The sequence below is a fragment of the Arthrobacter sp. FW306-1B-G06A genome (assembly GCF_058781765.1).
Genome location: NZ_JBYSXB010000011.1, coordinates 12,933 through 29,805 on the forward strand (window position 1 = coordinate 12,933; position 16,873 = coordinate 29,805).

Annotated in this window: 15 protein-coding genes; 6 read left to right on the forward strand and 9 right to left on the reverse strand. The window is 63.4% G+C overall.

The window, feature by feature from the left end; genetic code table 11:
• Positions 1-6: 6 nt before the first annotated feature.
• The gene (locus AC3WJM_RS07810; protein WP_492271549.1) at positions 7-1,875 is read right to left on the reverse strand and encodes a glycoside hydrolase family 15 protein; all 1,869 of its coding nucleotides are present in this window, start codon (positions 1,873-1,875) and stop codon (positions 7-9) included.
• Positions 1,876-1,989: 114 nt separating this feature from the next.
• The gene (locus tag AC3WJM_RS07815) at positions 1,990-3,045 is read right to left on the reverse strand and encodes a zinc-dependent alcohol dehydrogenase family protein (protein ID WP_492271550.1); all 1,056 of its coding nucleotides are present in this window, start codon (positions 3,043-3,045) and stop codon (positions 1,990-1,992) included.
• A 141-nt stretch (positions 3,046-3,186) separates the two neighbouring features.
• Between AC3WJM_RS07815 and AC3WJM_RS07820 the strand changes: the two genes are divergently transcribed.
• The 4 genes from AC3WJM_RS07820 to araA all read left to right on the forward strand — a co-directional run bounded on the left by AC3WJM_RS07820 (position 3,187) and on the right by araA (position 8,269).
• Positions 3,187-4,197 carry a LacI family DNA-binding transcriptional regulator gene (locus AC3WJM_RS07820; protein WP_492271551.1) on the forward strand — a complete coding sequence of 337 codons (1,011 nt, stop codon included), beginning with the start codon at positions 3,187-3,189 and terminating at the stop codon, positions 4,195-4,197.
• 103 nt (positions 4,198-4,300) lie between these two features.
• Positions 4,301-6,025 (forward strand): ribulokinase, encoded by a 1,725-nt coding sequence (gene araB / locus AC3WJM_RS07825; RefSeq protein ID WP_492271552.1) that lies wholly within the window; start codon positions 4,301-4,303, stop codon positions 6,023-6,025.
• Positions 6,022-6,714, forward strand: coding sequence for an L-ribulose-5-phosphate 4-epimerase (locus tag AC3WJM_RS07830; RefSeq protein WP_492259867.1), 693 nt, complete (start codon positions 6,022-6,024; stop codon positions 6,712-6,714). Before araB ends, AC3WJM_RS07830 begins: the two co-directional genes overlap by 4 nt.
• A gap of 34 nt (positions 6,715-6,748) precedes the next feature.
• Positions 6,749-8,269 (forward strand): L-arabinose isomerase, encoded by a 1,521-nt coding sequence (gene araA, locus AC3WJM_RS07835; RefSeq protein ID WP_492271553.1) that lies wholly within the window; start codon positions 6,749-6,751, stop codon positions 8,267-8,269.
• Positions 8,270-8,344: 75 nt separating this feature from the next.
• Here the strand turns inward: araA and AC3WJM_RS07840 are convergent, their stop codons facing one another.
• The 6 genes from AC3WJM_RS07840 to AC3WJM_RS07865 form a co-directional block, all read right to left on the reverse strand.
• Positions 8,345-8,539, reverse strand: coding sequence for a hypothetical protein (locus AC3WJM_RS07840; RefSeq protein ID WP_148667707.1), 195 nt, complete (start codon positions 8,537-8,539; stop codon positions 8,345-8,347).
• A gap of 121 nt (positions 8,540-8,660) precedes the next feature.
• Positions 8,661-10,172, reverse strand: a complete 1,512-nt coding sequence (gene arfA / locus AC3WJM_RS07845; protein WP_059389955.1) for an arabinosylfuranosidase ArfA — start codon at positions 10,170-10,172, stop codon at positions 8,661-8,663.
• A 50-nt stretch (positions 10,173-10,222) separates the two neighbouring features.
• Positions 10,223-11,122: a carbohydrate ABC transporter permease gene (locus AC3WJM_RS07850; protein WP_059389956.1), complete on the reverse strand. Its 900-nt coding sequence runs from the start codon at positions 11,120-11,122 to the stop codon at positions 10,223-10,225.
• Complete coding sequence (locus AC3WJM_RS07855) at positions 11,119-12,105, reverse strand: carbohydrate ABC transporter permease (protein WP_084784670.1); 987 nt, start codon at positions 12,103-12,105, stop codon at positions 11,119-11,121. Before AC3WJM_RS07855 ends, AC3WJM_RS07850 begins: the two co-directional genes overlap by 4 nt.
• Positions 12,106-12,181: 76 nt before the next feature.
• Positions 12,182-13,534, reverse strand: a complete 1,353-nt coding sequence (locus AC3WJM_RS07860; RefSeq protein ID WP_492259864.1) for an ABC transporter substrate-binding protein — start codon at positions 13,532-13,534, stop codon at positions 12,182-12,184.
• Positions 13,535-13,757: 223 nt separating this feature from the next.
• Positions 13,758-14,768, reverse strand: a complete 1,011-nt coding sequence (locus AC3WJM_RS07865) for a LacI family DNA-binding transcriptional regulator (protein ID WP_059389958.1) — start codon at positions 14,766-14,768, stop codon at positions 13,758-13,760.
• A 132-nt stretch (positions 14,769-14,900) separates the two neighbouring features.
• Here AC3WJM_RS07865 and AC3WJM_RS07870 point away from each other — a divergent pair, with 132 nt between their 5' ends.
• Entirely contained in the window at positions 14,901-15,278 is a 378-nt protein-coding gene (locus AC3WJM_RS07870) for a low affinity iron permease family protein (protein ID WP_059389959.1), read from the forward strand.
• Between the two features lie 31 nt (positions 15,279-15,309).
• Here AC3WJM_RS07870 and AC3WJM_RS07875 read toward each other — a convergent pair whose 3' ends face one another.
• Complete coding sequence (locus AC3WJM_RS07875) at positions 15,310-15,534, reverse strand: hypothetical protein (protein ID WP_148667708.1); 225 nt, start codon at positions 15,532-15,534, stop codon at positions 15,310-15,312.
• 134 nt (positions 15,535-15,668) lie between these two features.
• On the opposite strand from AC3WJM_RS07875, the gene AC3WJM_RS07880 reads away from it, so the two are divergent.
• Positions 15,669-16,850 carry a low temperature requirement protein A gene (locus tag AC3WJM_RS07880; RefSeq protein ID WP_492271554.1) on the forward strand — a complete coding sequence of 394 codons (1,182 nt, stop codon included), beginning with the start codon at positions 15,669-15,671 and terminating at the stop codon, positions 16,848-16,850.
• Positions 16,851-16,873: the final 23 nt, after the last annotated feature.

Here is a 16,873-nt window from a genome sequence, read left to right on the forward strand (position 1 = left end):
TCGCCGCTAGCCCTGATTCCGTGTGGTAGTGCCAGCCTTTGCGGCCCGCCGCTCCGCTTTCAGCAGGCGCAGGCCGCTGGCCAGCACGCCCACATGGCTGAACGCCTGCGGGAAGTTGCCGAGGAACTCTCCGGTGTCCGGGTGGATCTGCTCGGGTAGCAGGCCCAGTGAATTCGCACGGCTGCAGAGGGACTCATAGAGTTCATGGGCTTCATCCACGCGCCCTTGTCCTGCCAGGTTGTCCACCAGCCAGAAGCTGCAGAGGAGGAACGCCCCTTCGTTTCCGGGCAGACCGTCGGGAGAAACCGATGGCAGGTAGCGGAACAAAAGTCCGTTGCCGGCGTCGAGCTCCGCCGCGATCGCTTTCGTCGTGGAAACCATCCGGGGATCGTCGAAATCAATGACGTTGCGGACGGGAAGGGTCAAGAGCGACGCGTCGAGACCGCCGTTGCCACCTAGGTTCTCGGTAAAGGTGCGCCGCCGGGGATCCCATGATTGTGTCAGGGCAGCCTGCCGGATTTGACGGGCCGTGGCCTCCCACCGGCGTTTGGGATAGGGAAGCCCGTCCCTGCGCGCGATCTGGATGGCGCGGTCGATCGCGACGTAACATAACGCCGCCGAGTAGGTGAAGGCCCTGCTCTTGTCCCGGATTTCCCAAGGCCCCGAGTCGGGAACCCTCCAGCTCCTGATGGCCATTTCCACAATGGGTACCAATGCGGCCCAGAGCCGCTCATCCACTCGCTTGCCGCTGCCCGACCACTGGTAGGCGATATCGACGATTTCACCGTACACATCGTGCTGGAGTTGGTGGCGGGCGCCGTTTCCCCACCGGACCGGGGCCGAGCCGCGGTATCCGCGCAAGTGCGGGTCCTCGACCTCATCGGGCGGCTGGGAACCGTCCAGGGCGTACATGACGTGCGGGGCACCGTCCCGCTCGACGTTGGTCAGGACCCAGGCAAGGAAGACGTCCGCATCACTGGGATCGCCAATGCGCCTGAACACATAGTTGGAGAACGAGGCGTCGCGCACCCATGTGTACCGGTAATCCCAATTCCGGGACGTTCCCGGCCACTCCGGCAACGAAGAGGTAGCGGCGGCCAAGATGGCCCCCGTCTCGGCGTGGTCCAGCATCTTCAGCGTCAGGGCCGAACGCTTCATCAACTCCGCTTGGGAGCCTTCGCAATCCAGGTTTGATGCCCACCGGCGCCACGCATACACGGTCTGGTCAATGAGCTTCTTGCTCTCCGGATGCTGACGGAGCCGGAACCGCCCGGACCAGTGCAGGACCATGGTCAGGGTCTCTCCCGCGCGAAGCGTCAACTCGGCGGACAGGCCACGGCCGTCGGGGATGAGTTCAACGGAAGACCATAGGTAGACCTCGTGGACTCCGTCCTGCCGCCAATCAAACCTCCAGCCGGTAGCCAGGGTGTCAAAAGTGACACCGGTCTTCGGTATCAGGCTGATGCGCAGCGGGACGTCGCCGCCCACGGCTCGCGCGTGCCGCAGGAGTTCGGAACGGCCGGCCGGCACCGGCTCCGACAAGTCGGCACCCGCACGCAACGTCAGCCCGTCCGTCACCTGCAGCACGCCACGATCGGACACAAGGGACGTGACCAGCACGCAGGAATCCTCGGTGTAGCGCTGGGAGGATGCCAGGGTGCGAACAGGAGCTATTTCAAAACGGCCGCCTGATTCCGCGTCGAGGATCCCGGCAAGGAACGGTGGACTGTCGAATTCCGGCAAGCAAAGCCAGGTAATGGCGCCGTCCCGTCCCACCAAAGCGCAGGTGGACCCGTCTCCAATGAGTCCGTGATCCTCGATGGGCAAATACCCGTCCTGGTTAACCACCGGGCGCGCCGGGGCACCAGTGATCATTTTGTTCGCTCCTTTGGGTTCAGGCGAGGCTTCCTATATGGATTCTCTCGCCGTTCCCGCGTGCACGCCACAGTCCACCTATCCCGCAAGAAGCTGCGGGTTCCGCCCATGGCCTCAGGGAGTGAGCAGGACCTTGATGGAGCGCCGTTCGTCCATGGCGCGGTAGGCCTCGGGCGCTTCCTCGAGCGGCATCACGGTGTCGAAGACCCTGCCCGGATTGATCTTTCCGTCAAGCACGTCGGCGAGCAGTTCCGGGATGTAGGTGCGGGCAGGGGCCATGCCGCCGGCAATCGAAATGTTCGTGTCGAACAAGTAGCGCAAGGGGGCCTCAGCTCCGCCTGTCGGGACACCGACAAAGCCGAGGGCGCCGCCCGGGCGGACACTGTGCAGTGCCTGTTCCATGGACTCCTTGGTCCCGACGCACTCCAACACGGAGTCGGCCAAAACGCCTCCCAGCAGTTCGCGGACCTTGGCTACGCCGTCCTCGCCACGTTCAGCGACGATGTCTGTTGCGCCGAATTCGAGGGCAATAGCCTGGCGGTCGGCATGCCGCGACATCGCGATGATTCGTTCTGCTCCGAGCCGCTTTGCTGCGAGCACGCCGCAGAGCCCGACTGCGCCGTCGCCGACGACGACGACGGTCTTGCCGGGGCCGACCTTCGCCGCGAGGGCGGCGTGATGGCCGGTGGCCATCACATCCGAGAGCGTCAGCAAGCTCGCGCGGAGGGCGTCGTCGGGTTCCGTGATGCCGGGAACCTTGACGAGCGTGGACTCGGCGAGCGGCACGCGCACGGCCTGGCCTTGGCCGCCGTCGATCGCGTGACCGCTGTCATCCTTGCCGCCCCAACCTGCCAAATGATCGCAGGCAACTGTGACGCCGTTCAAGCATTGCGGGCAGGCCCCGCAGCTGACCACGAACGGAGCGATCACGAAATCGCCGGGCGCCAGGGTGGTGACGTCGTCGCCAATGCTTTCCACCGTGCCGATGAATTCATGTCCGATGGCCGAAGGCTGGTGGGTGGGCTTTACGCCGCGGTAGGGCCAAAGGTCCGATCCGCAGACGCAGGAGGCAGTGACTTTGACGACGACGTCGGTGGGCAGCTGGACCGTCGGGTAGTTACGGTCTTCAACGCGGATGTCGCCGGGACCGTGGATGATGGTGGCGCGCATGGGGCTCCTCAAATGGTGGTTGTTGGGCTTGAATCGAGTCTATCCCCGGCATGCCCGTGGTCTTGTACTGGCCGGTAGCTCAGCGTGGACTCGCTGCGGTCCTGTTCGTCGCTTGGCCTCCAGGTCACGCAGAATAGCTCCATGACAAAAAGCAGCGGGCGCTTACCACGGCTTGAAGACGTAGCGGAATTGGCGGGAGTCTCGCACCAGACCGTTTCACGGGTGATCAACGACCACCCCAACGTCAGCAAGGGCACCCGGGAGCGTGTCGAGGCCGCCATCGCCGAGCTGGGATACCGGCGCAATACTGCTGCGCGGAGCCTCGTGACCCGCCGTTCCCAGACCATCGGGGTCCTGGCGAGCGAGCTGGCGCAGTACGGCCCGGCGAACACCCTGCTGGGCGTCGAGCAGGCTGCGAGGGATGCCGGCTATTTCGTCAGCATCGCAGCCTTGAGGACGGTCAACCGGGAGGCGATCCTTGATGCGGTCCGGCATTTCCTGGACCAGTCCGTGGACGGAATCGTTGTGATCGTTCCCCATTCGGACACCCTGCTGGCGTTGGCGGAAGTGAAGGCCGGGGTTCCCGTAGTGGCCGTGGGGTCGCTGGGCGACGCGTCGGTCGGCGGAGCCATGGTGGACCAGAAGCGCGGCGCGGAATTGGCCGTGAGGCATCTGGTGGAGCAGGGGCACCGGCGGATCGGGCACGTGGCCGGCCCGCAGGACTGGATCGACGGCGTCGCCCGGGCCGAAGGGTGGAGCGAGGCCTTGCAGGCGGCTGGCCTTCAGGACGATTTGCTGGTGGTGGGGGACTGGAGCGCCGGCAGCGGCTATGACATCGGCAGGAAGCTTGCCGGTGAAAGGACCGCCACGGCGCTTTTTGTGGGAAATGACCAGATGGCCCTGGGCCTGCTGCGTGCGTTCAACGAGGCAGGTGTCCGGGTGCCCGAGGATGTTTCGGTGGTGGGTTTCGACGACCAGCCCGAATCAGGCTATTTCACGCCGCCTTTGACCACGGTACGCCAGGACTTCGAAGAACTCGGGCGGCGCTGCATGGACCTCATGCTGAGCGGTATGGAGGGCGGGGAAAGCGTCGGCGCCACGGTGGTGGAGCCAGAGTTGGTGGTGCGCCAAAGTACGTCGGCTCCCGCCTGATCGTATTCATGTTCATGTGGGAAGGACGGCTTGACGTGAATTTTGTTAGCGCTCACAATGGAACCAATCCGCAAGGCTGCGGGCTGGCTTATTGGAGGACTTCATGGACGTCACAGCGGACGGCAACGAACATTACGTCATCGGCGTGGACTACGGCACGCTTTCCGGCAGGGCCGTGGTGGTGCGGGTCAGGGATGGCAAGGAACTGGGAAGCGGAGTGTTTGAGTACCCGCATGCGGTCATCACGGAGGCCTTGCCGGCCGATCTGGCCGACGAGCCTGCTGGCCCGGCTGTCCGCCTTCCCGGCGAATGGGCGCTGCAGGTGCCGCAAGACTACCGCGACGTGTTGCGCCACGCGGTCCCCGCAGCGGTGCGCGACGCCGGGATCGATCCGGCCGCCGTCGTCGGGATTGCCACGGACTTCACGGCGTGCACGATGGTGCCGGTGAAGGCTGACGGCACTCCGCTAAACGAGCTGCCCGGCTTCGCCCGCAGGCCGCATGCGTATGTGAAGTTGTGGCGCCACCATGCGGCCCAGGAGCAGGCGGACCGCATCAATGCACTCGCCGCCGAGCGGGGCGAGGCCTGGCTGCCGCGCTACGGCGGGCTCATTTCCTCGGAATGGGAGTTCGCCAAGGGACTCCAGCTCCTGGAGGAGGACCCGGGCGCGTATGCGGCGATGGACCACTGGGTGGAAGCCGCCGACTGGATCGTCTGGCAACTGTGCGGGAACTACGTGCGGAATGCCTGCACCGCAGGGTACAAGGGCATCTACCAGGACGGCGCCTACCCGTCCAGGGAATTCCTGGCCGCCCTGAACCCGGGCTTCAAGGACTTCGTCGACACCAAACTGGCCCACACAATCGGCCGCCTGGGCGACGCCGCGGGTTACCTGACTGCCGAAGCCGCCGGCTGGACCGGCCTCCCGGCCGGGATCGCCGTCGCGGTCGGGAATGTTGACGCCCACGTCACCGCGCCCGCCGCCCGGGCCGTGGAACCGGGACAGCTCGTCGCGATCATGGGCACCTCCACGTGCCACGTCATGAACGGCTCCGAGCTTCGTGAGGTGCCGGGCATGTGCGGAGTGGTCGACGGCGGGATCGTGGACGGGCTCTGGGGTTACGAGGCCGGCCAGTCCGGGGTGGGCGACATCTTCGGCTGGTTCACCAAGTACGGCGTGCCGCCCGAATATCATGCAGCTGCCGAAGCCGCGGGCCTGGGCATCCACGAATACCTCACCGAACTCGCCTCCACCCAGGAGATCGGTGAACACGGACTCATTGCCCTGGACTGGCACTCGGGGAACCGGTCCGTCCTGGTGGACCACGAACTCTCCGGAGTGATCGTGGGCCAGACCCTGGCAACCCGCCCGGAAGACATCTACCGGGCGCTGCTGGAGGCCACGGCCTTCGGCACCCGCACCATTGTGGATGCCTTCCGGGACGCGGGGGTGCCGGTGAAGGAATTCATCGTGGCCGGAGGGCTGCTGAAAAACACGCTATTGATGCAGATCTACGCCGATATCACGGGGCTGCCCCTCTCCACGATCGGCTCCACCCAGGGTCCCGCGCTGGGTTCGGCGATCCACGCCGCCGTCGCTGCGGGGGAGTACCCGGACATCCGGGAAGCCGCGGCTGCCATGGGATCCGAGCCCGGCGCCGTCTACACCCCGATCCCGGAAAACGTCGCCGCCTACGAGGAATTGTTCCGCGAATACCGGACCCTGCATGACTACTTCGGCCGCGGAGCGAACGAGGTCATGCACCGGCTCAAGAAGATCCAGCGGAACGCGAGCAAAACGCTCCTCACCGCAGGGGTCTCCGCATGAGCGCCCTGCTGGGCACCATTGCCACGATCCGCCGCGAGGTCTGCGCGCTGCACGCCGAACTGACCCGGTACGAGCTGGTGGTCTGGACCGCGGGCAATGTCTCCGCCCGCGTCCCGGGGCATGACTTGATGGTCATCAAGCCGTCCGGGGTCTCCTACGATGCGCTGACGCCCGAACTCATGGTGGTCACGGACCTCCACGGGGTTCCCGTGGGCGGCGATGGCGACGGGGCGTGGGGCAATCCGGACCTTTCGCCGTCGTCGGACGCTGCCGCGCACGCCTACGTCTACCGGAACATGCCCGACGTCGGCGGGGTCGTCCACACGCACTCCACCTACGCGACGGCATGGGCTGCGCGCGGGGAGCCGATCCCGTGCGTGCTGACCATGATGGGCGACGAATTCGGCGGCACCATCCCGGTGGGCCCGTTCGCGCTGATCGGGGACGACTCGATCGGCCGCGGGATCGTGGACACGCTCCGGGCGTCCCATTCACCGGCTGTCCTGATGCAGAACCACGGACCGTTCACTATCGGCAAGGACGCCCGCTCCGCCGTCAAGGCCGCCGTGATGTGCGAGGAAGTGGCCCGCACCGTCCACATTTCCCGGCAGCTCGGTGAACCGCTGCCCATCGACGCCGGCCAGATCGAGTCCCTCTACAGCCGCTACCAGAACGTCTACGGCCGCTGACGCGCGCCACCCACGAACCTTCAAGGAGAAACGCATGCCCATCGCCCACAACACGTCCCTCGAACACTACGAAGTGTGGTTCCTCACCGGCAGCCAGCACCTTTACGGCGAGGACGTCCTCAAGCAGGTCGCCGCGCAGTCCCAGGAGATCGCCGCATCACTGAACGCGTCCTCCGATGTTCCGGTCAAGCTCGTCTGGAAGCCCGTGCTGACGGACGCGGACGCGATCCGCCGCACCGCTCTGGAAGCGAACTCGGACGACGCCGTGATCGGCGTTACCGCGTGGATGCACACGTTCAGCCCGGCCAAGATGTGGATCCAGGGACTGGACCTGCTCCGCAAGCCGCTCCTGCACCTGCACACCCAGGCGAACGTGGCCCTGCCGTGGGCGGACATCGACTTCGACTTCATGAACCTGAACCAGGCAGCCCACGGCGACCGCGAATTCGGGTACATCCAGTCCCGCCTCGGCGTGCCGCGGAAGACCGTCGTCGGGCACGTCTCCAACCCCGAGGTCACGCGCCAGGTGGGCGCGTGGCAACGCGCCTCCGCCGGCTGGGCCGCGGTGCGCACCCTCAAGCTGACCCGCTTCGGGGACAACATGCGCAACGTTGCCGTCACAGAAGGGGACAAGACCGAAGCCGAGCTGCGCTTCGGCGTCTCGGTCAACACGTGGTCCGTCAACGAACTCGCCGACGCCGTGCACGGCGCGCCGGAGTACGACGTCGACGCCCTCGTAGCCGAATACGAGCGCCTCTACGAGGTCGCACCGGAACTGTGTGCCGGCGGCGCCCGGCACGAGTCCCTGCGCTACAGCGCCCGGATCGAACTGGGTCTGCGGTCCTTCCTGGAGGCGAACGGCTCCGCCGCATTCACGACGTCGTTCGAGGACCTGGGCGCGTTGCGCCAGCTTCCCGGCATGGCCGTGCAGCGGCTCATGGCCGACGGCTACGGCTTCGGTGCCGAGGGCGACTGGAAGACCGCGATCTTGGTCCGGGCTGCGAAGGTCATGGGCGCCGGACTGCCCGGTGGCGCCTCGCTCATGGAGGACTACACCTACCACCTGACGCCGGGGGAGGAGAAGATCCTCGGCGCGCACATGCTCGAGGTCTGCCCCTCCCTGACCGCAGCCAAGCCGCGCGTGGAGATCCACCCGCTGGGCATCGGCGGCAAGGAAGATCCCGTCCGCATGGTCTTCGACACCGATGCGGGGCCCGGCGTCGTGGTCGCGCTCTCGGACATGCGCGACCGGTTCCGCCTCGTCGCGAATGCCGTCGACGTCGTCGACCTCGAGGAACCGCTCCCCAACCTCCCGGTCGCGCGTGCACTGTGGGAGCCGAAGCCCGACTTCGCCACCTCCGCCGCCGCGTGGCTCACCGCAGGCGCCGCGCACCACACCGTGCTCTCCACCCAGGTGGGCATGGACGTGTTCGAGGACTTCGCCGAAATCGCCCGGACCGAACTGCTCACCATCGACGACGGCACCACCATCAAACAGTTCAAGAAGGAACTCGCGTGGAACGCCGCCTACTACAAACTCGCCGGCGGGCTGTGAACGGCGAGGGCTTTTAACAAGAAGAAGCCCGGGCTAACGGCGCGTTGCCGTTAACCCGGGTTTTTCCGTATCTCTTTATTCATGGAACTTCTCACGCGCCTCGCGCTGTTGGCGTTCGAGCTTGGCTTCCGCTTCGGTCCTCCGCTGGCCGACGATGCGCATCTGGTGGGTGGTCGGGTGTTCGTATTCCTCCACGAAGGCGCCCTTTTCCCTCGGAAGGTAATGGCCGGGAGCCGGGGACGCGAGCTTTTGGTCTTCGTTTTCGCTCATGTCAAAATCGTCCCACCGGGCGGCGGCGGGCAAAAGGGGTTCGGCCCATAGTGCCGCAAGTGGAAGCGACATCCCGGTCTTCGGACCGGGATGTCGCTTGCCTTCTCACGAATTCACAAAGTCAGCCGAGGTTCAGGGCCGTCCAGGAGACGGGTGGCAGGGTGATTTCGACGACGCCGTCACGTACTACGGCACTCTTATTCGGGTGCAGCCCGACGCGGTTCGGATCGTTGAGCGTGTTCTTGGCGTATACATCCGCGTCCGAGAGCGTCTGCGCATCCAGGACGATCGCGCTGTCAAGAGCCGTGAGGTCGATGGTGACCGTTGCCTCTTCAGTCCGTGATCGGTTGACCAGGAAGACCGACGTCGCAGCGGCGTCCGCGTCGTAGGTCGCGACCGCGTCGATGAGCGGGACGGCACCGTAAGCGTCAGTGCTGTACTTGTCCGCATCCAGCCTCACGTCCAGGGCGACGCCCTTGGCCAGTTTGGAGGTCAACGCGAACGGGAAGAACGTGGTCTGTTTCCACGCGGGACCGCCGGGTTCGGTCATGATGGGAGCGATCACGTTGACGAGCTGCGCCAGGGAGGCGGACGTGACACGGTCGGCGTGCTTAAGTAGTGAGATCAGGAGGTTGCCGAAGACGACGGCGTCGGCTACTGAGTACGTGTCCTCAAGCAGTCGCGGCGCCTTGGGCCAGTTGTCCAGCCCTTCGATTTTGTCCACGTTATGGAACCGTTCGAGGTACCACACATTCCATTCGTCGAAGGAAATGTTGATGGTTTTGGCGCTCCCGTTGACAGCTTTGACGTGGTCCGCCGTCGCCACAACGGATTCAATGAAGTGGTCCATGTCGGTGGCGGAAGCAAGGAACGAGTCCAGGTCACCGTTCTTTTCTTCGTAGTAGGCGTGGCAGGAGATGTAATCAACGTCCTCGTAGGCGTGGGTGAGTACCACGCGCTCCCATTCTCCGAAGGTGGGCATATGGGCGCTCGATGAGCCGCAGACCACAAGTTCAACGGAAGGATCAAGCTGGCGCATTGCCTTCGCGGTCTGCGATGCGATTTTGCCGTAGTCGTCGGCAGAGCGATGGCCCAACTGCCACGGGCCATCCATCTCATTGCCGAGGCACCACATTTTGACGCCAAAGGGCTCCACCCGGCCATGAGCGGCCCGGCGGTCCGACAACTCCGTCCCGGAGCGGATGTTGGAGTACTCCAACAAGTCCAAAGCTTCCAGCGTGCCGCGGGTGCCGAGGTTGACGGCCAGCATGAGTTCGCTGCCCACCTTCTCAAGCCAGGTGCTGAACTCGTGCATGCCGATCTCGTTGGTTTCGGTGGAGTGCCACGCGAGGTCGAGTCGGTGGGGGCGCTGTTCCTTGGGCCCAACGCTGTCCTCCCAGCGGAACCCGGAGACGAAGTTGCCGCCCGGATAGCGGATGGTGGAAACACCGAGTTCTTTGACGAGCTCGATCACGTCAGTGCGGAAACCGTCGGCGTCGGCGCTGGGGTGACCGGGTTCGTAGATGCCGTCGTAGACACAGCGTCCAAGGTGTTCAACAAACGAACCGAAGAGGCGGGGATTGACTGCGCCCACTGCGAATTGTGGGTCGATCGTAAGGCGTGCGGAAACCATGGTCTGCTTTCGGTGAGAAGGAGCGGGAAATGAAGAGGTGCTTCAAGGGGCTATTTGAGGCTGCCGAGTGACAGGCCGCCCTGCCAGTACTTCTGCAGGGTGAGGAATGCCACCACGAGGGGAATGATGGAAATGAACGAACCGACGACGATCAGGCTCCAGAGCGAGTGGCCGCCCCCGTTGTTGGACGAAGCCAGCTGCTCCCAGAGCCCTATGCCCACGGTGAGCGGATAGAGCCTCTCCGTGGACAACATGGCCAAGGGCAGGAAGTAGTTGTTCCAGGTCCCAACGACGGAAAGCAGCAGGACGGTCACCAGCGCCGGCCGAAGCAAGGGCAACGAGACTTGGAAGAAGGTGCGGAGTTCACCGGCTCCGTCCACCCTGGCCGCGTCGAGCAGCTCGTCTGGAACCGCTTCTGCGGTGTAAACCCGCATCAGGTAGACGCCGAAGGGGCTAAGCAGCGACGGCAGGATGACCGCCCACACGGTATCGGTCAGCTTGAGGTTGGACATCAGGATGAATGTCGGGATGACCAGCGCCGTCATGGGGACCATCACGGCACCGAGCAACAGTGCGAACGTAAGGTTCCGGCCCCGGAACTTGTACTTGGCAAACCCATAACCGGCCAGGACCGAGATTGCGGTCGCTCCCAGACCGCCGCTGACAGCGTAGAGAAGGGAATTGCCCAGCCACTGTACGTACTCCCCGCCGTTGTAGGCGAAAAGCTCCTGAATGTTCGCGATCAGGTTGAAATTCTTGTCGAACCACATAGCGCCGGACGAGCCCGCGAAAAGTCCTTGGGCGTCTTTCGTGCTGGCGACGAAAAGCCACCAAATGGGAGCCAGGAAATATAGGACCAGGACGCCCAGAAAGGCATGAGCCACCACGTTGCGCCGCCGGGGCCGCGACAGCCGGGTTGCGGCCGGGAGATGTGTTGTCAGCGCACTCATGAGAGGTTGCTCCCTTTCTTGCGGGTGGCGAACATGAAGATGTACACCGCGATGAAGACGACGATGCCGAGGGAGAAGGATATGGCCGAGGCGTAGTTGAACTGGGCGTATCCAAAGGCCAAATTGAACGCGTAGATGTTCGGGGTGAAATCCGGGGTGATGCTGCCGTTGGCTACCGGCCCGAGGATTTGCGGCTCGGAGAAGAACTGCAGCGTCCCGATCAGCGCGAAGATGAGAATGAGCACAAGTGCCGAAGAAACCAGGGGGATCTTGATGCGGAACGCAACCTGCCTTTCGGAGGCCCCATCAATCTTGGCGGCCTCGTAGAGGGTCGGATCGATTCCCTGTAATGCCGCGTAGATGATGATCATGTAATAGCCGGCCCATTGCCACGTCACAACATTGAGAAGGCCGTAGAAGACGTTGTCCTGGCTGAGCAGGAAGGGCGCGGAGGCGTGGAACAGGGAGAAAAACTGCTCGAGGGGGCCGAATGTCGGACTGTAAAGAAAGCCCCACATCAGGGCACCAATGACGGCCGGCACTGCGTACGGCAGGAAGATCATGAGCCGGGAGAACCTTGCGAGCCGGGTGGTGAGGTGGTCGAGCACGAGGGCGGCTGCCAGGGAGACGGCCATCTGGACCGGGATGAGGACCAGGGAGAAGCGGACCACGAACCACACACCCTTGAGGAACTGTGGATCCGAGAAGGCGCGGAGATAGTTCTCCAAACCGCTGAACCGCGTCCCTGTCGCCAGGCCCTTGGTGAACAGGCTGAGGTAGAGGGCGTAGGCAAGCGGAGCAAGAAGGAACGCCACGAAAACTATTCCGAACGGTGCGATGAAGAGCCATCCGGTCCTGGCCCGCCGCGCATTCATCTTGTCGCTGCGGGAGCGGGTCCTGCGTTCGGGCGGGGGCGCGGAATTCACTTTGTCCGGGGTGGAAGTGTGTGGCAACGACGTCACCGTTGACCCGTGAACTGCCATGAGCTGTCCTGCAACTTTCTCTTGATCGATTCCGCCCCGTTCCGCCCACCCGGGGCCGGCGGAACGGGAGGAGCTGTCAGTTGACTGTGAACCCTTGGCTCTTCGCGTAGTTCACCATGATGCCCTGCAGCTCGGTGGCTGCTTCGTCCCCGCTGACTTTGCCGGCATTGATCTTGACCGTCTCTGCCTGCAGTTGCGCGTAGTAGTAGACGCTGAACGGGCTGTAACTGAATCCCTTGTAGGCATTTTCGGCCGGTATGTAGATGTCCTTGTTCGCGGTCTGTCCGCCAAAGAAGTCGACGGCGTTGTTGGTGAACGCGTCCGACTTCAACACATTCTGGTTGAGCGGGAAGATCGTTTGGGTCTTCCAGCCGTCCGTCAGCGAGGCGTCGTCGGCGTAGAGGCCCTTGGCGACTTCGGCGGCGAGCTTCTGGTCACCGGCCTGTGAGGTGACGGCAAAGGTGGATCCTCCCCAGTTCACGGAGACCGGGTTGCTTGCATCCCATTGGGGGAGGGGCGCCGCAGCGAATGTTCCCTTCTCGTTGCCCTTACCCACTCCGGACCCGGTGAGGTAGCCGGGAGCCCATGCGGCGGAGATGTACGTGGCGTACTTGCCGCCGATCATTCCTGAAATGTAGTCGGTGGTGAACTGGTCCTGGGTGGCGACCAGGCCCTTCTTCACGAGTCCCGCCCAGTAGTTCAGCACGTCCTTGGCCGGCTGGCTGTCGAGGTGGATGGAGATGTTCTTCTGGTCCGCCAGGTCATAGGTGAAGGGAACGGCGCCCTTTTGGGCCATGAGGGCGGTCAGGGCTGCGGGGACATTGCTGCCAAGGTCTCCGAAAGCAGGGCCGCCGGCGTCCTTGACCTTCTGCGCGGCCGTTTCGTACTCGGCCCACGTCGTCGGCGGCTTGATGCCGTACTTGTCCAGGATGTCCTTACGGTAGATCATGGCCATCGGCCCGCCGTCGACCGGAATGGCGTAGACCGAATCGCCCTGCGAGACGTCCTTCCAGGAACCCGCGCTGAAGTTCTTCTTGACGTCTGCGGCGCCATACTTGCTCAGGTCCACAAGCGCGTTCTGCAATTCAAAACCCGTCAGCTGGTCAGCCTCGAGCATGATCACGTCAGGGGCTCCCTTGCCGGCCTGGATGGCTGTTTGGAACTTCGCGTACTCCGGGCCACCCTGGCCGGCCACGGTCCAGCAGACCTGGACATCGGTGTGGGAGTTGTTGAAGTTGTCGACGACCTTGGCCATGTTGGGGTACCACGCCCACACGGAGACCTTCGGAGCATCGGAATGGACAATCTTGTTCGTGCAATTGGTGGTATTGGAGCCCGCACTGGCGGCATCCGCGCCACCACTGCACCCTGCCAATGTGGCGGCAAGGGCAGCGGCTGACACTGCTGCGGCGATTGCTTTCTTGTTCACGTAGTTTCCCTTCGGTCGTGCATGGACGTCGTCGTCGGAGGTGGAGCAGCGAGGGCAGGCCGTCTTCCAGCCAATGGATGGTGGTGGGACTTGGACGGACTCGGCGGATGGGGGACAAGAGACATTTCCGAGCTTTTACATCGATGTAAGTAATCGTTGTAAATCCATGATGATGTGACTGGACTTACATGTCAAGAAGAAATCGGACGGCGTCTTCGGCGGGCTAGATCGCCGTGGATTCCCGGCTGATGACCTTGAACCCGGCTTCAAACTCGCGGGCAGGCGTTGCTTCGGCCGCGCCGTCGATTCGTTCCAGGAGCATCGCGACGGCGGTCTCGGCGATCTCCCGACGGCCCGGATCTATGGTTGACAACGTCGGGAGTGAATACCGGGTTTCGTCGATGTCGTCAAAGCCGATGATCGCCACATCCTCAGGGATTCTCAGTCCAGCATCCTGCATGACACGCATCGCCCCTAGGGCGATCGAGTCGTTGAAGGCCACGACGCCGTCGAACTCCAGCCCGGACTCCAGGACGTGCCGCATTGCCTGGGCGCCGTCGGAACGGTGCCACGACTGGACGTCGATTGCCAGTTCGTCCCGGTAATCCAGCCCCGCCTTCTGCAAGGCGCGGCGGTAACCTTCCAAGCGAAGCCCGGCTGAACCGATGACTTCATTTCGGTGGGCACCAAAAGCGAGTAGTTTCGTTCGTCCGCGTTGGAGGAGGTGGTCGGTAGCTGCCTGCGAAGCCTCGATGTTTTGCATGGTCACGTGGTCCGTGGGGCCGTGAAAGATCCGCTCACCCAGGAGGACCATGGGAGTCGGAATCTCGATGAGGCCTGCGTCTTCCTGGCTCAGGCCGAGCACGCTGTACAGGACGCCATCGACCATTCGCATCCGGGGGCCATGCAGGATCTCCAGCTCGCGCGTCCGGGAGCCTCCGCTTTGCTCGATGATCACCACTTTCCCGCGTTTTGAGGCGGCCGTCATGACGGCATCGGCGAGCTCGGCAAAATAGGCATTCTTCAGATCCGGGATGATGAGGCTGATGACATCCGTGCGTCCGGACCGCAAGCCCCGGGCCGAGAGATTCGGCTGATAGCCGAGTTTCTCGATGGCCAGCAAAACCCGCTCGCGGGTCTCGGCTTTGATGTTTGGATGGTCATTGATGACGTTCGATACGGTTTTGATAGACACATCGGCCGCCTGGGCCACATCCCGCATGGTAATTGCCACTTTTCCTTCTTCCGCGCACGTCAGCGACCGTCCTTAGCTGAAGATTACAACGTTGGAAAGCGTTTGGGCCGAAACGGCACCGAGCTGCAGGATGGGTAGGTGCCAACCCGGTAGTGGGTGGATGATGGCTGGATGAGCGAAGACAGCGGTTCCCGTCCGGATTTTTTCACCCGGTTCACCACCAAGGTGGCCAAAGTTCTCGGCCACGCCTGGGTGTTCAGCGCGGCAGTAATCATCCTCATTGTTTGGGCGTTTACGGGACCACTCCTGGGATTTTCGGATACCTGGCAGTTGGTCATCAATACCGGCACTACCATCGTGACGTTCTTGATGGTCTTCATCATCCAAAACACCCAGAATAGAGACAGCGCCGCCCTCCACGTGAAGCTCGACGCCGTGATGCGTGAACTCCGGATCACCAACTCCAAGCTTTATCAAGCTGAAGACGAAGGCGAGAAGGAGCTCGAGGAGCAGCGCCGACGCATCGAGCAGGAGGCCGAGTCCGATTAGCCGGATCGGGGTCGTGGAGTGCTGGCGGTTCCTACATGAGCCACTGGACCGAGACGTTCATCGCGAGCAGGGCATTCGTCAGCGGCGCAAGTATCGACTCGTCTGCCTCCATGCGGTGCAGCGTCTCGAGGAATTCATCCACCTGGATGTTCGTGAACCCGCCGTCCCGGAGTTGCTGGACGGCAAGCTCGGTATTCTGCTTCCGGGTGTTGCTGAATCGAGGGGTTACCTCTGGCTGTACCGGTTCCGAATCCATTGACTTTGCTTGCCCCCGCAACCTATCCCTGTCGGTATGACGCTCGCGCACAGCGTATTCCTGCATTACGAATGCTACTATCTCGCGGGCCGAACTGGAGCAACGGCAAGTCCGGCAGCCAATAGCATGGGTCAATGATGGATAACTCGTCGGTTCCTGGCGCGTTGAAACACGAGGTGGCCCGTGACCCTCGCCGCGTCCACTGGATGGAATTGTTCTTCGACCTCGTCTTTGTGGCTTTCGTCGGGCAGCTTGCGCGCGGGATCCACGGCGACCCCGGATGGGCTGAGTTCGGCACCTTCGTCCTGCTTTTCTTTCCGGCGTGGTGGGCTTGGGTGAACATTGTCTCCGTAGTCAACCTCCTGCCAGGTTTGTCGTCCCGGGCTCTGGGCGTCGCGATGCTCGCGGCGATGGCGGCGGCGAGCATCATGGCCGCCGCCGCGCCCGGTGCCTTTGGCGAACGCGCTTGGGCCTTTTCGCTGGCCAATGCCGCCATTCGCGTGGTTCTGCTGATCTTGTGGCTGTACCAGCACAGTGAAAATTCGGCCGAATTTCCGTGGCGGATCTGGATCTACAACGGCGGCACGGCCGTCCTCTGGCTCATCTCCGCCTCCTTGCCTCTCCACATTGCCGTCGTTCTGTGGGCCGCCGCGATCGTTGTCGAGATTGGCATGATGGCTCTTAGCGCCCGCCTTTGGCCTGACCGCGGCATCGCTGGCATCAACATCGAGCACGCATCCGAGCGGCTTGGCTTGTTCGTCATCATTGTGCTCGGCGAGTCCATCTTCACGATCGTCACCGAGGTGTCTGACGATTGGGGCCCGGGCGCAGGCCTGCTCGGTGCGCTCGGATTCATCGTGGTTGCCCTGCTCGGCTGGGCATTCTTCCAATACGGCACGGGGACAGTCACGGCAGGGCTCGAGCGACTGCAGGCCCGGTCCGATTTCGCCGGGATCCTTCAGACAACGTTGTTCATGCCGTTTCTTCTGGTTTTGGGGGTAACTGCAATCGCCGGGGCCATTGCGACGGCCATTCCAGCCCCCTATGAGCACTTGCCCTTCGGTTCCGGGATTTCTCTCGGGGGAGGTCTGGCCCTCTTCTATGGTTGCAATGCGATCGTGTCGCTTCGCTACGGACAGCCTCCGCGCGCGGTGCTGCCGTGGGCGGTGCCGACCGTGGTGATCGCCGTGTTGCTCATACCGGTGAGCGCTGTGGTTCCCGCCGCCGTCGCGTTGGCCCTCGCAGTGGTTGTCCTGCTCCTTGTCACCGCCTACGTCGAGATTCAGAGGCGACGGCGGCACGCCCCAACTAGCTGACAGTTGTTGTCGTTCTGGGGCCT

What these genes read in the sequence shown, in the direction of transcription:
- AC3WJM_RS07810 (WP_492271549.1), bottom strand. Translation starts at nt 1,875, where the DNA reads ATGATCACTGGTGCCCCGGCGCGCCCGGTGGTTAACCAGGACGGGTAT.
- AC3WJM_RS07815 (WP_492271550.1), bottom strand. Translation starts at nt 3,045, where the DNA reads ATGCGCGCCACCATCATCCACGGTCCCGGCGACATCCGCGTTGAAGAC.
- AC3WJM_RS07820 (WP_492271551.1), top strand. Translation starts at nt 3,187, where the DNA reads ATGACAAAAAGCAGCGGGCGCTTACCACGGCTTGAAGACGTAGCGGAA.
- araB (WP_492271552.1), top strand. Translation starts at nt 4,301, where the DNA reads ATGGACGTCACAGCGGACGGCAACGAACATTACGTCATCGGCGTGGAC.
- AC3WJM_RS07830 (WP_492259867.1), top strand. Translation starts at nt 6,022, where the DNA reads ATGAGCGCCCTGCTGGGCACCATTGCCACGATCCGCCGCGAGGTCTGC.
- araA (WP_492271553.1), top strand. Translation starts at nt 6,749, where the DNA reads ATGCCCATCGCCCACAACACGTCCCTCGAACACTACGAAGTGTGGTTC.
- AC3WJM_RS07840 (WP_148667707.1), bottom strand. Translation starts at nt 8,539, where the DNA reads ATGAGCGAAAACGAAGACCAAAAGCTCGCGTCCCCGGCTCCCGGCCAT.
- arfA (WP_059389955.1), bottom strand. Translation starts at nt 10,172, where the DNA reads ATGGTTTCCGCACGCCTTACGATCGACCCACAATTCGCAGTGGGCGCA.
- AC3WJM_RS07850 (WP_059389956.1), bottom strand. Translation starts at nt 11,122, where the DNA reads ATGAGTGCGCTGACAACACATCTCCCGGCCGCAACCCGGCTGTCGCGG.
- AC3WJM_RS07855 (WP_084784670.1), bottom strand. Translation starts at nt 12,105, where the DNA reads ATGGCAGTTCACGGGTCAACGGTGACGTCGTTGCCACACACTTCCACC.
- AC3WJM_RS07870 (WP_059389959.1), top strand. Translation starts at nt 14,901, where the DNA reads ATGAGCGAAGACAGCGGTTCCCGTCCGGATTTTTTCACCCGGTTCACC.
- AC3WJM_RS07875 (WP_148667708.1), bottom strand. Translation starts at nt 15,534, where the DNA reads ATGGATTCGGAACCGGTACAGCCAGAGGTAACCCCTCGATTCAGCAAC.
- AC3WJM_RS07880 (WP_492271554.1), top strand. Translation starts at nt 15,669, where the DNA reads ATGATGGATAACTCGTCGGTTCCTGGCGCGTTGAAACACGAGGTGGCC.